Consider the following 16,334-nt stretch of genomic DNA (forward strand, 5'->3'; position numbering starts at 1 on the left):
GGCAGGGTGGCCAAGCACACACCGGGGTCGGAGACCAGAGCGCAGCCGGCGAACCCGTTGCAGTTGATCACCGACGCGTTGCCACGGCTGCGCGGTGGCACCGCACGGGTGGCGCGGACGATCCTCACCTCTCCCGACGAGATCGCTGCTGGTTCGATCACCCGGTTGGCGGCGGCCGCCGACACCGCGCCGGCAACCGTCACCCGGCTCGCCACCCACCTCGGCTTCGACGGCTACCCGGCTCTCCGGGCAGCGATCGCGCGGGAATCGGGACGGGCCGCCCAATCGGCCTGGGAATCCGACATCGGCTCGGCGATCGCACCGGGCGATCCGGCCGACAAGGTCCTCAATGTGCTGGCCAGTACCGAGGTGAACGCACTCCGCAATGCTTTGGCCTCGATCGACCTGGCGGCGGTCGAGCGGGCGGCCGATGCGATCGCGGCGGCCGAGCGGGTGCACGTCTACGGCGAGTGGGGCGACGCCATCCCGGCGCAGGAGCTGTCCATCCGGCTGCTGAGGATCGGGGTCCCGGTCTGGTTCCACGATGGCAACCAGTCCTCTCGGATCGGAGCCGGGCTGCTGTCCACCGGCGACGTCGGCATCGTGGTGGCTCGGTCCGGAAACGACCCGATCGCCGAGGAATTCGTCCGGCTGGCGTCGGCACAGGGGGCGACCACCGTGGTGATCACCGGCGAGGTCGATTCCGCGGTGGCCGGGGCCGGCGACATCGTGCTGTTCACCGGCACCCGCAACGGGCGGATCTGGACCGAGTTCTTCGCCGGCCGTGCCAGTGACGTGTTGACCGCCGGACTGCTCTTCGTGCTGGTCGCCCAGCGAGTTCCCGATCGGGTCGCCGCTCACAACCCGTATGGCCCCGAGCACCCGTTCGCCGGCCCGGCTGCCGGCCAGACCGGCATCGACGACCTGCCGACAACTCTGCCGCAGACCTTGCGGGTGGAGATCGACGAACCCCTTCCGACCGACCGGAGATGACAACGATGAAGACCGAGTCCGTACACAGCGACATCACCGTGATCGGCGGCGGCCTGGCCGGCGTCTGCGCCGCCATCGGAGCAGCCCGCAACGGATCCGAGGTCGCGCTGATCCAGAATCGGCCGGTGCTGGGCGGCAACTCGTCCAGCGAGGTCCGCGTCTGGGTCTGCGGTGCCACCGCCCACGGGGTGCAACACTTCGCCCGGGAGACCGGCGTGATGGGCGAACTCTTCGTGGAGAACCAGTTCGTCAATCCCGAAGGCAATCCGTACTACTGGGATCTGACGGTCTTGGAGGCGGTCCGGGCCGAGCCGAGGATCACGCTCTACCTGAACACCGACGTCCGCGAAGTCGCCGCCGACGGCCCCGACGATGCGCGGGTGATCAACTCCGTCACCGGCTGGCAGATGGGCTCGGAGAAGTTGATCACCTTCACCAGTGACCAGTTCATCGACTGCAGCGGTGACGGTCTGATCGGCCTGCTGGCCGGCGCGGAGTATCGCACCGGCCGTGAAGCCCGTTCCGTCTACGACGAGTCCTGGGCGCCGGAGGTGCCGGACAACAATACGCTGGGCAGCACGATCCTCTTCTACAGCAAGGACATCGGCCAGCCGTCGAAGTTCGTCCCGCCGTCCTTCGCCAAGGACATCGTGGCCGCCGGCATCCCCGAGCACCGGGTGATCCGCACCGACATGAACGGCTGCGCCTTCTGGTGGATCGAGTGGGGCGGCGAGTACGACGTCGTCGATGACAACGAACAGGTCCGCGACGAACTGCAAGGCGTGGTGTACGGGATCTGGGACTACATCAAGAACTCCGGCGAGTTCGATGCCGACAATCTCACCCTGGAGTGGATCGGTTCGGTGCCCGGCAAACGGGAGTATCGCCGTTTCATCGGTGATCATGTGCTGACCCAGGCCGATGTGCTGGGACAGACCCCCTTCGAAGACCGGGTCGCCTTCGGCGGCTGGTCGATCGATCTGCACCCGCCCGGCGGTGTCTACGCCACCGAACGCGGATCCAAGCACTGGCACCCGGACGGCAACTACCACATCCCGTTGCGGAGCCTGTATTCGATCAATGTCGGCAACCTGTGGATGGCCGGCCGCAACATCAGCGCCTCGCATGTCGCCTTCGGCACCACGCGGGTGATGGCGACCTGTGCGGTGATCGGCGAGGCCGCCGGCATCGGCGCCTCGGTCGCAGCCCGGGACGGGTTCACCCCGCGGCAGCTCGGGCACGAAGAGTTCTACCGCGTCCGTCGGGCCATGCTGCGGGCCGATGCGTCCACCCTCGGGGTCCGCAACGACGATCCCGATGATCTTGCCCTGACCGCTCGTGCGTCGGCGTCGTCGGTGCTGCGCCGGGTGTCGGTGGAGGAGCCCGCCGACCGGTATCGGTTGGACGCCGCGCTCGGGATGGTGGTGCCGGTAGGGGGACGGTTCGGCGGGATCGAGGTGCTGCTGGACGCCGACGAGGACACCGAGCTCGGCTGTCAGCTGCACGATCCGCTCAAGCCGCAGAACTACCTGCCGCTGAAGCTCATCGAGAAGACCACCGTTGCTGTCCCGGCGGGGGAGAAGCAGTGGGTCCGCTTCGAGCTCGACTGGACCCCCGAGCAGCCGCAGAACGCGTTCCTGGTCTTCGCCGCCAACCCCGCGATCTCGGTGCACACCGCCGAACAGAGGGTCACCGGCAGCATCCTGCTGGGGCATCGCGAGCCGGCTGCCGACGAGCAGTACACCGAGCAGTTCCGCAGCTGGAAGCAGGTGCTGCATCGCCAGGGCCTGTGTCACCGGCTGCTCGAGCCGACCGACGTGTTCGAACCGGAGCAGGTGATCGGCGGCTACGCCCGTCCCTACGGCGGCCCGCAGCTGTGGTCCTCGGAATCGCTCGCGCTCGATCCCGAACCGTGGATCGAGTTGGGCTGGGACCAACCACAGAGCATCGCCGAGCTGGTGATCATCTTCGATGACGACGTCGAGGAGGACCTGATCAACCTGCATCACCATCGGACGCCGTTCGATGCACTGCCCAGCGTCGTCCGCGACTATCGGGTCGAGGCTCGGGTCGACGGCCGGTGGCAGTCGGTCGCGTCGGTCGAGGGCAACCATCGCCGGCACGGACGGCACCGGTTCGCCGATCCGATCGGTACCGATCGGATCCGGGTGGTCGTCAGTGCGACCAACGGCGCCGACCAGGCGCACGTGGTGGCGATCCGCGCCTACGGTCAGAGCCGCTGAAGGTACGGCTCGAGGTCGTCCAACAGGGCAGGGATGCTCAGCACGGTAGGAATGTTGTAGGCCGTCACCCAGGTCAGGTCGACCTGGTCGGCGGTCTTCTTCCGCACCGGTGTCAGTCGACTGAAGATCGGATCCTTGGCCAGTTTCGCGGCCAGCTCGGGGCTGCTCGATCCCATGATCACCAGGTCGACGTCGTTCAGATCGGTGAAGCGTTCCTTGGACAGCACGACCCGGGGCTCGGAGCCGGCTCCGGGTAGCTTGGCCAGCCTCAGTCCGAGGCTGCGCAGGAACAGTGCCGAGGACGCGCTGTCGCTGTTGGTGCAGACGAATTCCGAGGAGCTGAGGAAGTTGCCCAGCTGCACGGTCTTGCCGGCGATCTGCGGGTTGTCGCGCTTGACCCGGGCGATCTTCGCCAGCACCTGGTCGACGACCTGCCGGGCCCGGTCGGCGCGGCCGGTCGCCTTGCCGATGGTCAGTGCGCTGGACTGCCAGGTGGGCACCTCGGCGTTGTCGTCGGTGTTCAGCGCCAGCACCACGGTCGGCGCGATCTTCTTCAGCTTGGCATAGGTCGCTGCGTCGACCTGGTAGTCGCTGCCGATGATCAGGTCAGGTGTATAGCCGGCGACCTTCTCGGCCGGGATGCCGTCGAACGGTGGGATCGCGTACACGGCGCTGTTCTGCTGGTCGATCTTCCCGTCGGCCCACGGGCCCAAGGGTGTGCCGGGCTTCGGCCCGCCGATCGGGGTGAGTCCGATCGCGGCCGCGGTCTCCACCAACTGGTCGTTGAGCAGCACCACCCGCTGTGGCTGCTTGTCGATCGTGATCGGTCCGTTGACCGACGGCAGCGTCACCGGGAATCCGCCACCCGCCGATCCGGTGGCTGTCTGCGGGGTCTCCGAACCGGCCCCGCTGCTGCAGCCTGCCGTCAGCAAGACGATTCCCGACATCAGCCCGACCATCTGCCGTCGCTTCACCATGAACCCCCAGACAAGATCAACTTAGGTCAGCCTAAGTTAGCATGATACGAGTGGCCGTGGGTGGCGTGTTCGACAATCGGGATCGAGCAGCCGGCAGCCGCTGCCGGCAACCGGTGGCAAGGCCGACGATGACGGCCCAGATCCCTGTTGACACAGGGATCGACGGCCCGATGTGATGTGCACGACATCGGCCGGATCCGATTTGATCCGCCGGCTGTCGCGGCCCTACTATTTCGACGTCGAAATCGATCGGGTTCTCCGAAAACGGGGCGACGAAACCCGGCGCTCGCGCCGACCCCACATCCCTCCGGGCTACCCGGAGAACCACATTTCCCAGCCCGGAACGGGCAGTGCACACAGCTATGCCGTCGCGCGCTCTTGCGCGCCACGGCACGGGTCCGTGCGCCCTGCTCACCATGATCATCCAGGACGCTCCGCACGGTGCGCCCATGATCAACTGCGCCCTCGTCGAAGCCGATGTGAACGCGACCGGGACGGGCCCAACTTCACAGCCCAGCAGAGTGTTCGTCGGCCACCGGGGGTGGCAGAAAGCAAGATCGAAGTGATCGTCGATGTCCTTGGTTGGACGGCCGGTGTCTATGGCGCCTGCGTCGCCCTGCCGCTGATCGCGCGGGTCGCCCGGACCCGCTCCACCGCCGGAATCTCCCGACTCTCCTGGCAGTCCAGCCTGGCCAGCAACCTGTCCTGGGTGTCCTACGGCGCCATCACCCACCACATCAATCTCTGGCTGCCGTGTCTGTTGGTCTCGGTCTGCGCGGCCGGCATGTTGATCATGATCGAACGGGATCGTCGCCCGCTGTCCGGCGGCGTGGTCCGCCGCCGGTTCGGGGGACTGGACGGCGGTGCGATCATCCGCACCTTCTGCCTGCCGGCGGCGGCCGCGCTGGTCGCCCTCACGCTGGCGGCGACCGTCGGGTCGTTGGCGTTCGCGGTTGCGGTCTTCATCGCCGCGTCGGTCGCTCAGTTGCTGCAGCTGCGCAGCCTGATGGTCTGCCGCGACATCTCCGCCATCTCGGTGCCGTACCTGGCGATGGGGGTGATCGGCCAGCTGCTCTGGTTCAGCTGGGGACTGCTTGCCGACGACATCTCCAACCAGCTGGTCGCCGGCTTCCTGATCGTGCTGACCACGGCAAACCTGGGCTGCTACGCGCTGCGCCGCTCCGGCGTACGGCCGAGGCCGTTCGCCACCAGAGTTGTCAGAACGTAGGTGGGCCATCGCGCAACGACCGCCTGACAACTCGGGGGAGTTTGCTGCCGAGCGGTGTCGGACGGTGATAATTGTCGGGTGACCGAACAGAACCCGGCCGCCGTTGCCGATCTCGCCCGCAGGTCCCGGATCGCCGGCCGTTCGCTGGCCGGCGCGAATCGCGGTGTCAAGGACCGCGCGCTGCACGCCATGGCCGATGCGTTGGCCAAGGCCGAGGACGCGGTCCTGGCGGCCAACGAGTCCGATGTCGCCGCCGCCGAGCAGGCAGGGACGGCACCGGGGCTGGTCGACCGGCTGCGACTGGACCCGGGGCGGGTCGGTGGGATGGCCGACGGACTCCGCGCGTTGGCCGGGCTGCCCGATCCGATCGGTGACGTCGTGCGCGGCTGGACCAATCCGAACGGCGTCCAGGTGCGACAGGTCCGGGTCCCGCTCGGGGTGGTCGGCATCATCTACGAGGCCCGTCCCAACGTGACCGCCGACGCGGCCGGGATCTGTCTGAAGTCGGGTAACACCGTGCTGCTCCGCGGCTCGTCCTCGGCCGCCGCTTCCAATGCCGCCGTGGTGACCGCGCTGCGCAGTGGGATCCGGGCCACCGGCCTGCCCGCCGACGTCGTCCAACTGGTGCCAGGGCCGCGAACGGTGACCGATGAGCTGATGGCGGCCCGTGGCCTGGTCGATGTGCTGATCCCGCGGGGAGGTGCAGGGCTGATCGATCACGTCGTCGGCAACAGCCGGGTGCCGGTGATCGAGACCGGGGTCGGCAACTGTCATCTGTATGTCGATGCCGACGCCGACACCGAGATGGCGCTGGAGATCATGATCAACGCCAAGGTGCAGCGGCCGAGCGTCTGCAATGCGATCGAGACGCTGCTGGTGCATCGGGAGATCGCCGAGGACTTCCTGCCGGCAGCGCTGCGCCGGCTCGCCGAGGCCGGCGTCACGGTGCACGGTGATGAACGGGTGGCCGGCTACGGCACCGTTGTCCCGGTCACCGACGAGGACTTCGGCACCGAATACAACTCCCTCGATCTCGCCGCCGCCGAGGTCGACTCCCTGGATGACGCGATCGACCACATCCGGCGCTACAGCACCGGGCACTCGGAGACCATCGTCACCGACTCCCAGTCGGCGGCCGCCCGGTTCGTCGCCGAGATCGACGCGGCCGCGGTGCTGGTCAACGCCTCCAGCCGATTCGTCGACGGCGGCGAATTCGGGTTCGGCGCCGAGATCGGCATCTCCACCCAGAAGCTGCATGCCCGGGGACCGATGGGGCTGCCGGAGATGACCAGCACCAAATTCGTCGTCAGCGGAGCCGGTCAGATCCGCTGACGACGGCTTCGCGCTCCGGCTGCGGCTTCGACAGCACCCGGTCCAACCCACTGTTGATCTTGTCGTAGCACCAGGTCCAGGCAAGCTCGACCGGACCACGGGCGAAGCGCAGCTGCCAGAGTGCTGCGAACAGTGCGATCAGGACCGCGGTGGCGGCGAAGATGATCATCGTCCCCGGGACCCGCCACTCGTCCGACATCCTGGTCGCCAGGCCGAATCCCCAGCCGTAGCAGAGGATCGACGCGATCAGGTTCTGGGCGACGTAGCTGCTCAGGGCCATCCGGCCGATCTGCTCGAGGCGGCGGCTGAACCAACCGGCCCGGGTCCGCAGCACGATCTCGGTGACCAGCGCGAGCAGCCCGAGCGAGACCAGGGCGGCCGTCGTGTATCGACCGAAGAGTACGCCGTCCGAGCCGCCGACCACCTGGATCACGAAGTCGACGACGAAGCCGGCACCGCCGATGATCATCAGTCGCCGACGGAGCATCGCGCCGGCCGGCTCCAGGACGCCGGCGCGGAGCAGCCGCGCGCCGAGCAGGAACATGAAGATCGAATAGCCGGTGATCAGGATCGGCTCGAGTCGGAAGATCCCCGGGTTCTGGACCCGGAGCAGCAGCAGGTCCCACCAGCTGCCCTCGGCGTAGACGTTGGTCCGCATCGGGGGATAAGCGGCAGTTCCGGGCTGGGTGATCAACAGGACCGTCAAGGCACTGATCACCAGCACGTGCACCGATCCGGTGACGATCATCCAGGTCCGCTGAGCTCGATCACTGGTCACCACCAGATAGGAGACGACCGCACCGGTGACCGCGTATCCCATCAGGACGTCGAACTCGACCACCAGGACGTAGTGCAGCACCCCGTCCAACAACAGCAGCGCCGCCCGCCACGGATAGCGGCCCGGCCAGGGCCGACCGCGCCGTATCGCCGACCGCCGCTGGATCTCCAGTCCGATCCCGAACATCAGGGTGAGCAGCCCGAGGAACTTGCCCTGGGCGAGTTGCTGCAGCACCTGGCCGATCGCTGCCCAGCCGGCCGGCGTGCCCGGCGGGATCGGTGCGGCAAGGTAGCCGAGCAGGCCGTACGGATTGGTGAAGAGCCAGACATTGGTGCCGAGGGTGCCGAGAATCGCCAGGCCGCGCAGGACGTCGAGGGAACGGAGGCGCTGTGCAGGAGGCGTCATGACATCCAGCGTACAATACGACCGTATTGGTGAGAGGATCTGGCCCATGCCCGACGCATCCAAGCCCGAATCGACTGCCGCTCCCCGGGACCGGCTGCTCGATGCCGTCGTCGAGCTGATGCTGGCCGACGGGTTCGAGGGCGTCAGCGTCCGGCGGGTCGCCACCGCTGCCGGGGTGTCGATCGGCGCGGTGCAACACCATTTCCCGACGAAGTCGGCGATGCTGGCGGCCGCGATGGACCGGGTCTCTGACCAGTTCACCGCTCGCCTGCAGTGCAACGCCGAGGGCCAGCAGGATCCGGAGCTGCTGCTGCGCGCGGTCCTCACCGAGTTGCTCGGCGCCGGGGAGGAACGGCGCCCTGGGACGGTGATCTGGCTGCAGCGGCTGGCCCGGGCCGCCGTCGACGAGCAGGCGGCCGCAGCGCACGCCAAGGACTGGCGGGACATCGAAGCACTGATCGCCGAACTGCTGCGGCAGTGTCGGCCGGACAGCGAACCGAACTGGCGCCAGGACATGGCCGCCGACCTGCTGGGCCTGCTGGACGGGTTGGCGGCGGCCCTGGTCACCGAGCCGGACCGGATGCCGCGGGACCGGGCCGAACGGCTGCTCGACCGACGCCTGCGCGAAGTCCTCGGTACGGGACGGTAGGCTGTCCAGCTATGACGCTCGGCTCGGCCCTCACCACCCCCATCGCGCTGCAGATCGCCGCGATGGAGACCGAACTGCCAGTCCACCCCATCATCTTCGGACTGATCGCCTTCCTCTGCCTGCTGGCGATGTTGGCCGTCGTCCTCTCGATCGGGAAGGGCCGGCCGCACAGCTGAGCCCTCGGGCTCGGCGCACCATCGCCGTACATACGTGACCGAACGCACCGCAGGGCTGGCACGAGATCGCAACCGCCCGCCGCGCCACCGCTATCGCCTCGGGGTGATGGGTGGCACCTTCGACCCGATCCACCACGGCCACCTGGTCGCCGCCAGCGAGGTGGCTCGACGGTTCGCCCTGGACGAGGTCGTCTTCGTCCCGACCGGACGTCCGTGGCAGAAGGACGCCCGCGAAGTGTCCGAGGCCGAGGACCGTTACCTGATGACGGTGATCGCCACGGCGTCCAATCCGCGCTTCACCGTCAGCCGGGTGGACATCGACCGACCCGGGCCGACCTACACCGTGGACACGCTGCGTGACCTGCGCACCGAACGCGGCGACGATGTCGACTTCTTCTTCATCACCGGCGCCGACGCGCTGTCGGCCATCCTCACCTGGCGCGGCGTCGAGGAACTCTTCGGGCTCGCGCACTTCGTCGGCGTCACCCGGCCGGGGCACGAGCTGAGCGTGCCGCCGAAGGAGCAGGTGCCGGAGGGGCGGCTCACCCTGATGGAGGTGCCAGCGCTGTCCATCTCGTCCACGGGCTGTCGGGATCGTGTCTCCGAGGGTGACCCGATCTGGTATCTGGTGCCGGACGGGATCGTCCAGTACATCGCCAAGCGCGGGCTCTACCACGACGACGAGCCCGACCATGCCGGCCATCAGACGGCGCCGGCCGGTGGCGGCTCTGGTCTGCCGGCCAATCGCCTACCCGACATCGAACGAGCATCGGGCACCGAACGAGGGGGAATACTCTGACTGCCACCGAACGCGCCATCGAACTGGCCAAGGCGGCCGCGGCAGCGGCCTCGGACAAGCTCGGCGCCAACATCGTCGCCTACGACGTGTCGGACCAACTGGCGATCACCGACGTCTTCCTGGTCGTCAGTGCGACCAACGAACGGCAGGTCGGCGCGATCGTCGACGGAATCGAGGAGCGGCTCCGCGACCTGGACGCCAAACCGGTCCGCCGCGAAGGTGACCGCGAACTGCGCTGGGTGCTGCTGGACTACCTCGATGTCGTGGTGCACGTGCAGCATGTCGAGGAACGCACCTTCTATGCCCTGGAACGGATCTGGCACGACTGCCCGGAGATCGATCTCGATCTCGAGGAGCAGCAGTGACCGCCCGCCGGCTGATCGTCTGGCGGCATGGCCGGACCGAATGGAACGCGACCGGCCGCTACCAGGGGCAGGCCGACATCCCGCTGGACGAACTCGGTCAGCGGCAGGCCGCCGCTGCGGCGAAGATGATCAAGGACCTGGAGCCGACCGCGATCGTCGCCAGCGACCTGTCTCGAGCCGCGGCCACCGCGCAGGCCCTGGCTGCCGAGACCGGCCTCACGGTGGTCCATGATCAACGGCTCCGGGAGATCCACGTCGGCAGCTGGGAAGGGCTGACCGTCGACCAGGCCCGCGAGGTTGACCCCGAATCGGTCGAGGCGGTGGCCAAGGGCTTGGACGTCCGGCGCTCACCGACCGGCGAGCTGACCAGTGAGGTCGCGGCACGAGTCGCGGCAGCGTTCAGTGAGATCGTCGAGCGGGCCGACGACGAGGCGGTGGTGGTCGCCACCATGCACGGCTTGGCCGGGCGGGTCGGCATCGCCGAATTCCTCGGCATCGACCACACCGCCCTCGGTGGGCTGCGCAATTGCGCCTGGGTGATCCTGGACCGGCACCCGCTCGGGCACTGGTACATCGCCAACTACAACCTGCAGGCCGAACTCAGCGTCCCCGACGACGACCGCGTCGCCTAGCTCCCTGGGCCTGTCGAAGGTCCCGGAGCCTGTCGAACGGCCGAACTCAACCTCCGGACAGCAACTCCCGGACCACCGGAGCGAGGGCAACTCCGAGATCGCGATTGTTCTGCTCGGTGAAGTGGATCCCGTCGACGCCGTCGGTGCTGATCACACTGCCGGCGTCGAAGAAATGGACGCCGGTGAAGTCGGCGAGCGCCGCGTACAGACCGGACAGCGCCTCGGTCTTCTGCCGGCCGCCGACCCAGATCGCCTCGAACCACGGATGCGGGATCTCGGTCAGCGGCGGTGGCGCCACCAGCAGCAGCTTCGGTGCCGGATACTCGGTGCCGACACCGCCGGTCGAGCCCTGTATCTGGCCGACCAGGATCGACATCGCCGCGGCGATGTCGATCGGCTCCCGATGCAAGAAGGCCTTGGTGTCGTTGGTGCCGAGCATCATGATCACCAGATCGAGCGGCAGTTGACTGGCCAGCGCAGCCGGCAGATAGTCGGCGGCGGCCAGTCGGTCGTCGGTGTGATCACCGGCGACGGTCCGCCCGCTCAGTCCTTCCTCGATGATCACGGTGTCGGCGCCGAGTTCGCGGCTCAGCACACCGGTCCAGCGGACGTCGGGGGAGTAGCGCTCGCTCGGCGCCCCACCCGGCACCGGCACCCAGCCCCAGGTCAGGGAATCCCCGAAACACATGATCCTGCGTACGTCGTCGGCCATGTCCGTACGCTACCGGTCACCCCGATTTCGCATCCGCGGCAGGTGCACGCTAAGATCGCATCCGCTGTTCAAGGGGCTTTGGCGCAGTTGGTAGCGCGTTTCCATGGCATGGAAAAGGTCAGGGGTTCGAATCCCCTAAGCTCCACAGGAGAGTCGAGGTTCGAGCCCTGTCTCGCGTTATCGCGAGGCGGGGCTCCTTCGTTCTGTCGGGGTGTCGGAGACGATGTCGGAATCGGGTCAGTGCGGCAGACTCGCCCGTTTCACGGCAGCCTCGAATGCTGGCGCGAGTGGCAGCAAGGCGGCCCGCATCCGCTCGGCCAATGAGCCGGCGGGGACGACGAATCCGGTGCTCGATGCGGATACCGCAACCGATGTCAGCCAGTCGTGAATGGCCACTCGTGCGGCCGCACCGACGCCGGCAGCGAGCACCCGTGCGGTCAGTGGATCGATGTCGGGTGCGCGCTCTATGAGCGCGTCTGCCAGCGGCCGCTCGCTGATCGCGACGCTGTCTGCATACGACTCTCGGAGAGCGGGACTGGTGGTGATCATCAACAGCACGTCCCGTGCCTGATCCCCGGGGTCGGCGTATTGCTCGACGATCGCGCTGATCACCGCCTCGGACAGGCTGATCTCGTCCGGCCGGGTGGCAATCGCGGTCACGATGCGCTGTTCCCGGTCCGCGGTGATGGCGGCGACGATCGCCTGCTCCCGACTCGAGAAGTAGTTGTTGTACGTCCTCGGCGAGACGCCACTCGCTTCGGCGATGTCGTGGACACGGACGTTGTCGGGGCCACGTTCCAGCGCGAGGCGCAGCGCGGCGTCGCGCAGTGCCACACGGGTGGCCTGCTTCTTCCGCTCCCGCAGTCCGATGTCGTCCTCGGTCACGTCCTCAGTGTCGCAGCCCACATGCGCGCCAGCAAATTTGCGTGCGCGCAGTTTTGTGTAGAGTCGTGGCACCACTCGACGGAAGGAGCATCACGAGATGCGAGGCAGGGGCATGACCTACGACACGGGCTTTGTCCGTCACGGCAGCAACTCCCGGGAGGTCTTCGACGCAGCACGGGTCGAGGAGGAACTGAGGATCATCCGCAACGATCTGAACTGCAACGCCGTTCAGCTCGTCGGCGGCGACCCGGAACGTTTGGAGATCGCGGCCGGTTTCGCGGCAGAACTCGGGATGGAGGTCTGGTTCTCCCCGTACCCACTGGAGCAGACCACCGACCAGATCCTCGACCTTTTCACCGACTGCGCCGAGCGAGCCGAGCGGCTTCGGGTGGCCGGCGCGGACATCGTGTTCGTCGCCGGTGTCGAGCTGAGCGTGATGAATCGTGGGTTCATCGACGGCGACGGTGTCAACGCGCGGCTGTCCACGCTGCTGGCCACTGCCGAAGGGCGAGCCGAGCGGCTCGCCGGAGTGAGTCGGCGACTCAATGCCTTTCTCGCCGAAGCTGTGACGGCCGTCAGAGAGTATTTCCGTGGGCCGGTCAGTTACGCCGCCATCCAGTTCGAAGCCGTCGACTGGGACCCGTTCGACGTCGTGACGGTGGAACTCATCCGCTCCGCAGCCGTCGCCGACATCTTCCGATCCGGTGTGCGCACCCTGGTTGCGCAGAGTTCGAAACCTGTCGCCATCACCGGCTTCGGCGCCGCCACCTGGCGAGGCGCCGGCGACCTGGCTCCGCGCAGCATGGAGATCATCGAGAACGATCCCGAGACCGGGGCACCGACCCGACTGAGCGACGTCGTCGAACGCGACGAGGCCGGTCAGGCGGGCTACCTCGGTGAACTGCTGGCGATCTTCGACAGCGAGGGAGTGGACAGTGCCTTCGTCTTCCTCTTCGCCCTCGACAACCTTCCGCATCGTCCCGACGGCGACCCGCGCGACGACCTGGATCTCGCCAGCTTCGGCATCGTCAAAGTCCTCGAGGAACGGACCGGTAGCAGCTATCCGGGGATGCCGTGGGAACCCAAAGCTGCCTTCGCCGCGGTTGCCGAGTTCTACGCTCAGGGTTGAGCAGGCGCCGGCCAGCTCGGGCCGGTCCTGCGACGGGTTCGCTCAGCGGCGTCCGAGACGGCGCTCACCGGACGCGCCGGGTTGGTAGGCGATCCCGTAGTGGGAGAAGATCTCCGGCTCCAGGGCGGCATCGAGTTCGCCGTCGGTGTCGATCGCCGGAGCGTCCTTGGCAGTCTTCTTGTCGGTCAGCACCCGGACATGTTTGGGCGACACCCGCGCGCCGTCGAGGGGGACGAAGATCAGTCGTCCACCGCCGGGGAATCCGACCTTGACCGTGGCAAAAGATGCCTGCTGGGTTGCGGTGTCGTAGTAGACACCCTCCAGGTTGCCGATCTTGGAGCCGTCTTCGTCCACGACGGGCTCACCTCTCCAGTCGCGGATGTCATCTGCTTCAAACATCTGATTCCCTTGTTCGACGGATCCCCGATGATTTCGCATCGTACTCAGCAACCCGGCTCATCTGGGATCAGCGAGCACTCCAGCCACCGTCCATGGTGTAGGACGCTCCGGTCACCATGCCCGCATCCGGCCCGGCCAGCCATACCGCCAGCGACGCGACCTCGGTCGGCTCGACCAGCCGTTTGATACTGGACTCGGTGAGCATCACCCGTTCCAGCACGTCGGACTCGGCGATGCCATGCTGCCGGGCCTGATCGGCGATCTGGCCCTCGACCAGCGGAGTCCGGACGTAGCCGGGGTTGATGCAGTTACTGGTCACCCCGTGCGGCCCGCCCTCCAGGGCGGTCACCTTCGACATTCCTTCCAGACCGTGCTTGGCGGCGACGTACGCCGACTTGTAGGCCGAGGCTCGCAGGCCGTGCACGCTGGAGATGTTGATCACTCGACCGTGACCCCGGGCGTACATCGCCGGCAGCGCGGCCCGGACCAGCAGGAACGGTGCCTCCAGCATGATCGTGATGATCCGACGGAACATCGCCGGATCGAACTCCTCGATCGGGCTGACCCGCTGGATACCCGCATTGTTGACCAGGATGTCGCAATCCAGGTGCAGATCCTCCAGCGCCTCGGTCGCGGAGAGGTCGATCCGCCACGGCGTGCCGCCGATCGTGGCTGCCATCGCCTCCGCAGCATCGCCGTCGATGTCGGCCACCGTCACCCGGGCGCCGGCATCGGCAAAGGCGGTGGCGATCGCGGCTCCGATACCGCTCGCACCGCCGGTCACCACTGCCGTCCGCTCGGCCAGTCCTCGGGATGCCATCGGGTCTCCTTCGCACTCTTGACGTTCGTTGTGAGGAGGGACACACTAAGCCTTAGACGCGCCACTGGCCGGTGGTGAAGCATTGCAAGCGATACGGGCGACAGCCCGCGACCGCCGCAAGGGGTTCGGCCTCCTCGGGGTTTCGGAGGAGGCCGAATTCTTGTCCCGGCTCAGGCCATCCGGCTCACAAGGACTGCACCGCGAACGGATCGCCGGTCGGCGTCGAGGACCCACCCTCCGGTTCGAGTGTGACACCGACCGCCGCCGTCGAGCGGATGTCCCCGGTCAGCAGGATCGGACCTGCGTCGGCAGCGAACGTCCGATCCGGGCGAAAGACCTTGTCGCCCCCGCGAACCGTCACCGTCCAGAGCTGATAGGTGCGGTCCACCCCCGGGGCGGTGACCTCCGACGGTACGGCCAGCGCGGCGTTGCGCTGTTCGGAGACGATGTAGGTCATCCGCATCCCGTTCGGAGCGGTCTGCCGGTAGGTGCGCGCATCGGGTGCGGACAGCACCCGGGAGATCGCCACACCGTCGGCTCGCTGCTGCTCGGCGAGTCGGTGCCGGCCCCACGCCCAACCACCGAGGGCCACCGCCGCCACCAGAGCGGCAGCACCGATCAGTGCCGTCACCGAACGGACCAACCGGCCGCGGCCCGGCCGTGCCCGGTTCAACGGGACGGGCTGCTCGCCGTGCGCCGGGACCGGGTCCTCCTGCCGGACCTGGCCGATCGCTGTCAGCACGTCGGTCCGCAGCTGCGGCGGCGGGGCGGTGTCGCTCAGCGCGGACAACTCCGAGATCGCCGGGCCGAATTCGCTGAGTTCGCGACGACAGTCGTCACAGGAGTCCAGGTGCTCCTCGAAACGGGCGCGATCCTCGGGGTCGAGGGCGTCCAACGCATATCCGGACAGCAGCTGGTGCGGATCATGATCGGTCATGCTCGCACCTCCAGCGCGTCTCGAAGTTTGATCAAGCCATCTCTCATTCTCGTCTTCACCGTGCCGAGCGGTATCTCCAACAGGCCGGCGATCTGGCTCTGGCTGTAGCCACCGAAGTAGGCCAACGTGACGGCCTCACGCTGCAACTCGGTCAGCTGCGCCAACCCGGCCCGGACCCGATCGGTGTCCCACCGCTGTTCGACCGACTCGGCAACATCATCCCGCGGCTCGGCCATCGTCTGCCGGGAGTAGCGCTCCTCGCGGTCGGTCCGACTCTGAGCCGAGCGGATCCGGTCGACACCGCGGCGATGCGCGATCGTCAGCATCCAGGTCAGCACGGTGCCCCGGTCGAGGCGATAGCGAGTGCAGGTCCGCCAGATCTCCACGAACACCTCCTGGGTCACCTCCGCCGCCTGATCCGACGACCGCAGCACCCGCAGGATCACTCCGTAGACCCGGGACGCGGTCAGGTCGTACAGCTCGGCGAAGGCGTCCTCGTGCCCGAGTGCTGACCGCCGTACCAGGTCGGCGAGCAGGTCCTCATCCATCCGGCCTCCAGCCTCGGGCCGGCGGGCCCGATCGGCATCGGCCGCACCGCTGTCGGGATCGGGCGGGCCATCCGGAACAACGAACAGGTTCATCGTCCCCGAACCCTGTCCGTCGACATCAACGTCAGGGGGCATCGTACGGCCTGCTCTGTGGCGCGATGCCGCGGTCGGTCCCGACTGTTGCACCTCACGGTCACCTCCATCCCGAACGGCACTCGCCAGGTGTTCGCCACGGAGGCGGATTCGGATTGCCCGGAAAGCCGACCAATCCGGTCGACCGTCGTCACCGAACAGCTCCCAGAAGGCACGGACACGCAGACACCGTTC

18 protein-coding genes and 1 tRNA gene are annotated in these 16,334 nt (G+C 67.6%); 11 read left to right on the forward strand and 8 right to left on the reverse strand.

What is annotated here, in order from left to right; translation table 11 throughout:
* Window positions 1-6 precede the first annotated feature (6 nt).
* A complete protein-coding gene (locus BLU38_RS22550; protein WP_091527620.1) occupies window positions 7-993 on the forward strand; it encodes a MurR/RpiR family transcriptional regulator in 987 nt (328 codons plus the stop codon).
* 5 nt (window positions 994-998) lie between these two features.
* Window positions 999-3,236, forward strand: a complete 2,238-nt coding sequence (locus BLU38_RS22555; RefSeq protein ID WP_091527621.1) for an FAD-dependent oxidoreductase — start codon at window positions 999-1,001, stop codon at window positions 3,234-3,236.
* Here BLU38_RS22555 and BLU38_RS22560 read toward each other — a convergent pair.
* Complete coding sequence (locus tag BLU38_RS22560; RefSeq protein WP_157683620.1) at window positions 3,224-4,183, reverse strand: ABC transporter substrate-binding protein; 960 nt, start codon at window positions 4,181-4,183, stop codon at window positions 3,224-3,226. The genes BLU38_RS22555 and BLU38_RS22560 overlap by 13 nt on opposite strands.
* Before the next feature lie 571 nt (window positions 4,184-4,754).
* On the opposite strand from BLU38_RS22560, the gene BLU38_RS22565 reads away from it, so the two are divergent.
* A complete protein-coding gene (locus tag BLU38_RS22565) occupies window positions 4,755-5,441 on the forward strand; it encodes a hypothetical protein (RefSeq protein WP_091527623.1) in 687 nt (228 codons plus the stop codon).
* 78 nt (window positions 5,442-5,519) lie between these two features.
* Window positions 5,520-6,773, forward strand: a complete 1,254-nt coding sequence (locus tag BLU38_RS22570) for a glutamate-5-semialdehyde dehydrogenase (protein ID WP_091527624.1) — start codon at window positions 5,520-5,522, stop codon at window positions 6,771-6,773.
* On the opposite strand, the gene BLU38_RS22575 is transcribed toward BLU38_RS22570, so the two are convergent.
* Window positions 6,748-7,956 (reverse strand): DUF418 domain-containing protein, encoded by a 1,209-nt coding sequence (locus BLU38_RS22575; protein WP_091527625.1) that lies wholly within the window; start codon window positions 7,954-7,956, stop codon window positions 6,748-6,750. The genes BLU38_RS22570 and BLU38_RS22575 overlap by 26 nt on opposite strands.
* Before the next feature lie 46 nt (window positions 7,957-8,002).
* On the opposite strand from BLU38_RS22575, the gene BLU38_RS22580 reads away from it, so the two are divergent.
* From BLU38_RS22580 to BLU38_RS22595, 5 genes are read left to right on the forward strand one after another with little or no spacing between them, the layout of a single operon-like run.
* Window positions 8,003-8,605 carry a TetR/AcrR family transcriptional regulator gene (locus BLU38_RS22580; protein ID WP_172836201.1) on the forward strand — a complete coding sequence of 201 codons (603 nt, stop codon included), beginning with the start codon at window positions 8,003-8,005 and terminating at the stop codon, window positions 8,603-8,605.
* A gap of 11 nt (window positions 8,606-8,616) precedes the next feature.
* Window positions 8,617-8,781, forward strand: a complete 165-nt coding sequence (locus tag BLU38_RS30995; RefSeq protein WP_157683621.1) for a hypothetical protein — start codon at window positions 8,617-8,619, stop codon at window positions 8,779-8,781.
* Between the two features lie 34 nt (window positions 8,782-8,815).
* The gene (gene nadD, locus BLU38_RS22585) at window positions 8,816-9,580 is read left to right on the forward strand and encodes a nicotinate-nucleotide adenylyltransferase (RefSeq protein ID WP_407939622.1); all 765 of its coding nucleotides are present in this window, start codon (window positions 8,816-8,818) and stop codon (window positions 9,578-9,580) included.
* Entirely contained in the window at window positions 9,577-9,945 is a 369-nt protein-coding gene (gene rsfS / locus BLU38_RS22590; protein WP_091527627.1) for a ribosome silencing factor, read from the forward strand. Before nadD ends, rsfS begins: the two co-directional genes overlap by 4 nt.
* A complete protein-coding gene (locus BLU38_RS22595) occupies window positions 9,942-10,577 on the forward strand; it encodes a histidine phosphatase family protein (RefSeq protein ID WP_157683622.1) in 636 nt (211 codons plus the stop codon). Before rsfS ends, BLU38_RS22595 begins: the two co-directional genes overlap by 4 nt.
* A gap of 46 nt (window positions 10,578-10,623) precedes the next feature.
* Here BLU38_RS22595 and BLU38_RS22600 read toward each other — a convergent pair whose 3' ends face one another.
* Window positions 10,624-11,289: an SGNH/GDSL hydrolase family protein gene (locus BLU38_RS22600; protein WP_091527629.1), complete on the reverse strand. Its 666-nt coding sequence runs from the start codon at window positions 11,287-11,289 to the stop codon at window positions 10,624-10,626.
* Window positions 11,290-11,361: 72 nt separating this feature from the next.
* Between BLU38_RS22600 and BLU38_RS22605 the strand changes: the two genes are divergently transcribed.
* Window positions 11,362-11,434 (forward strand) — tRNA-Ala (locus BLU38_RS22605).
* Between the two features lie 92 nt (window positions 11,435-11,526).
* On the opposite strand, the gene BLU38_RS22610 is transcribed toward BLU38_RS22605, so the two are convergent.
* Window positions 11,527-12,174: a TetR/AcrR family transcriptional regulator gene (locus BLU38_RS22610; RefSeq protein WP_197679819.1), complete on the reverse strand. Its 648-nt coding sequence runs from the start codon at window positions 12,172-12,174 to the stop codon at window positions 11,527-11,529.
* A gap of 112 nt (window positions 12,175-12,286) precedes the next feature.
* Here BLU38_RS22610 and BLU38_RS22615 point away from each other — a divergent pair, with 112 nt between their 5' ends.
* The gene (locus tag BLU38_RS22615) at window positions 12,287-13,303 is read left to right on the forward strand and encodes a hypothetical protein (protein ID WP_231919992.1); all 1,017 of its coding nucleotides are present in this window, start codon (window positions 12,287-12,289) and stop codon (window positions 13,301-13,303) included.
* Between the two features lie 42 nt (window positions 13,304-13,345).
* Here the strand turns inward: BLU38_RS22615 and BLU38_RS22620 are convergent, their stop codons facing one another.
* The 4 genes from BLU38_RS22620 to sigK form a co-directional block, all read right to left on the reverse strand.
* The gene (locus BLU38_RS22620; protein WP_331715049.1) at window positions 13,346-13,741 is read right to left on the reverse strand and encodes a PRC-barrel domain-containing protein; all 396 of its coding nucleotides are present in this window, start codon (window positions 13,739-13,741) and stop codon (window positions 13,346-13,348) included.
* A 28-nt stretch (window positions 13,742-13,769) separates the two neighbouring features.
* Window positions 13,770-14,522, reverse strand: a complete 753-nt coding sequence (locus tag BLU38_RS22625; protein ID WP_091527632.1) for a 3-hydroxybutyrate dehydrogenase — start codon at window positions 14,520-14,522, stop codon at window positions 13,770-13,772.
* Window positions 14,523-14,706: 184 nt separating this feature from the next.
* A complete protein-coding gene (locus BLU38_RS22630; RefSeq protein WP_091527633.1) occupies window positions 14,707-15,459 on the reverse strand; it encodes an anti-sigma factor in 753 nt (250 codons plus the stop codon).
* A complete protein-coding gene (gene sigK, locus BLU38_RS22635) occupies window positions 15,456-16,100 on the reverse strand; it encodes an ECF RNA polymerase sigma factor SigK (RefSeq protein ID WP_091527634.1) in 645 nt (214 codons plus the stop codon). Before sigK ends, BLU38_RS22630 begins: the two co-directional genes overlap by 4 nt.
* Window positions 16,101-16,334 lie beyond the last annotated feature (234 nt).

The sequence above is a fragment of the Microlunatus soli genome (genome assembly GCF_900105385.1).
Taxonomy (GTDB): Bacteria; Actinomycetota; Actinomycetes; order Propionibacteriales; family Propionibacteriaceae; genus Microlunatus; species Microlunatus soli.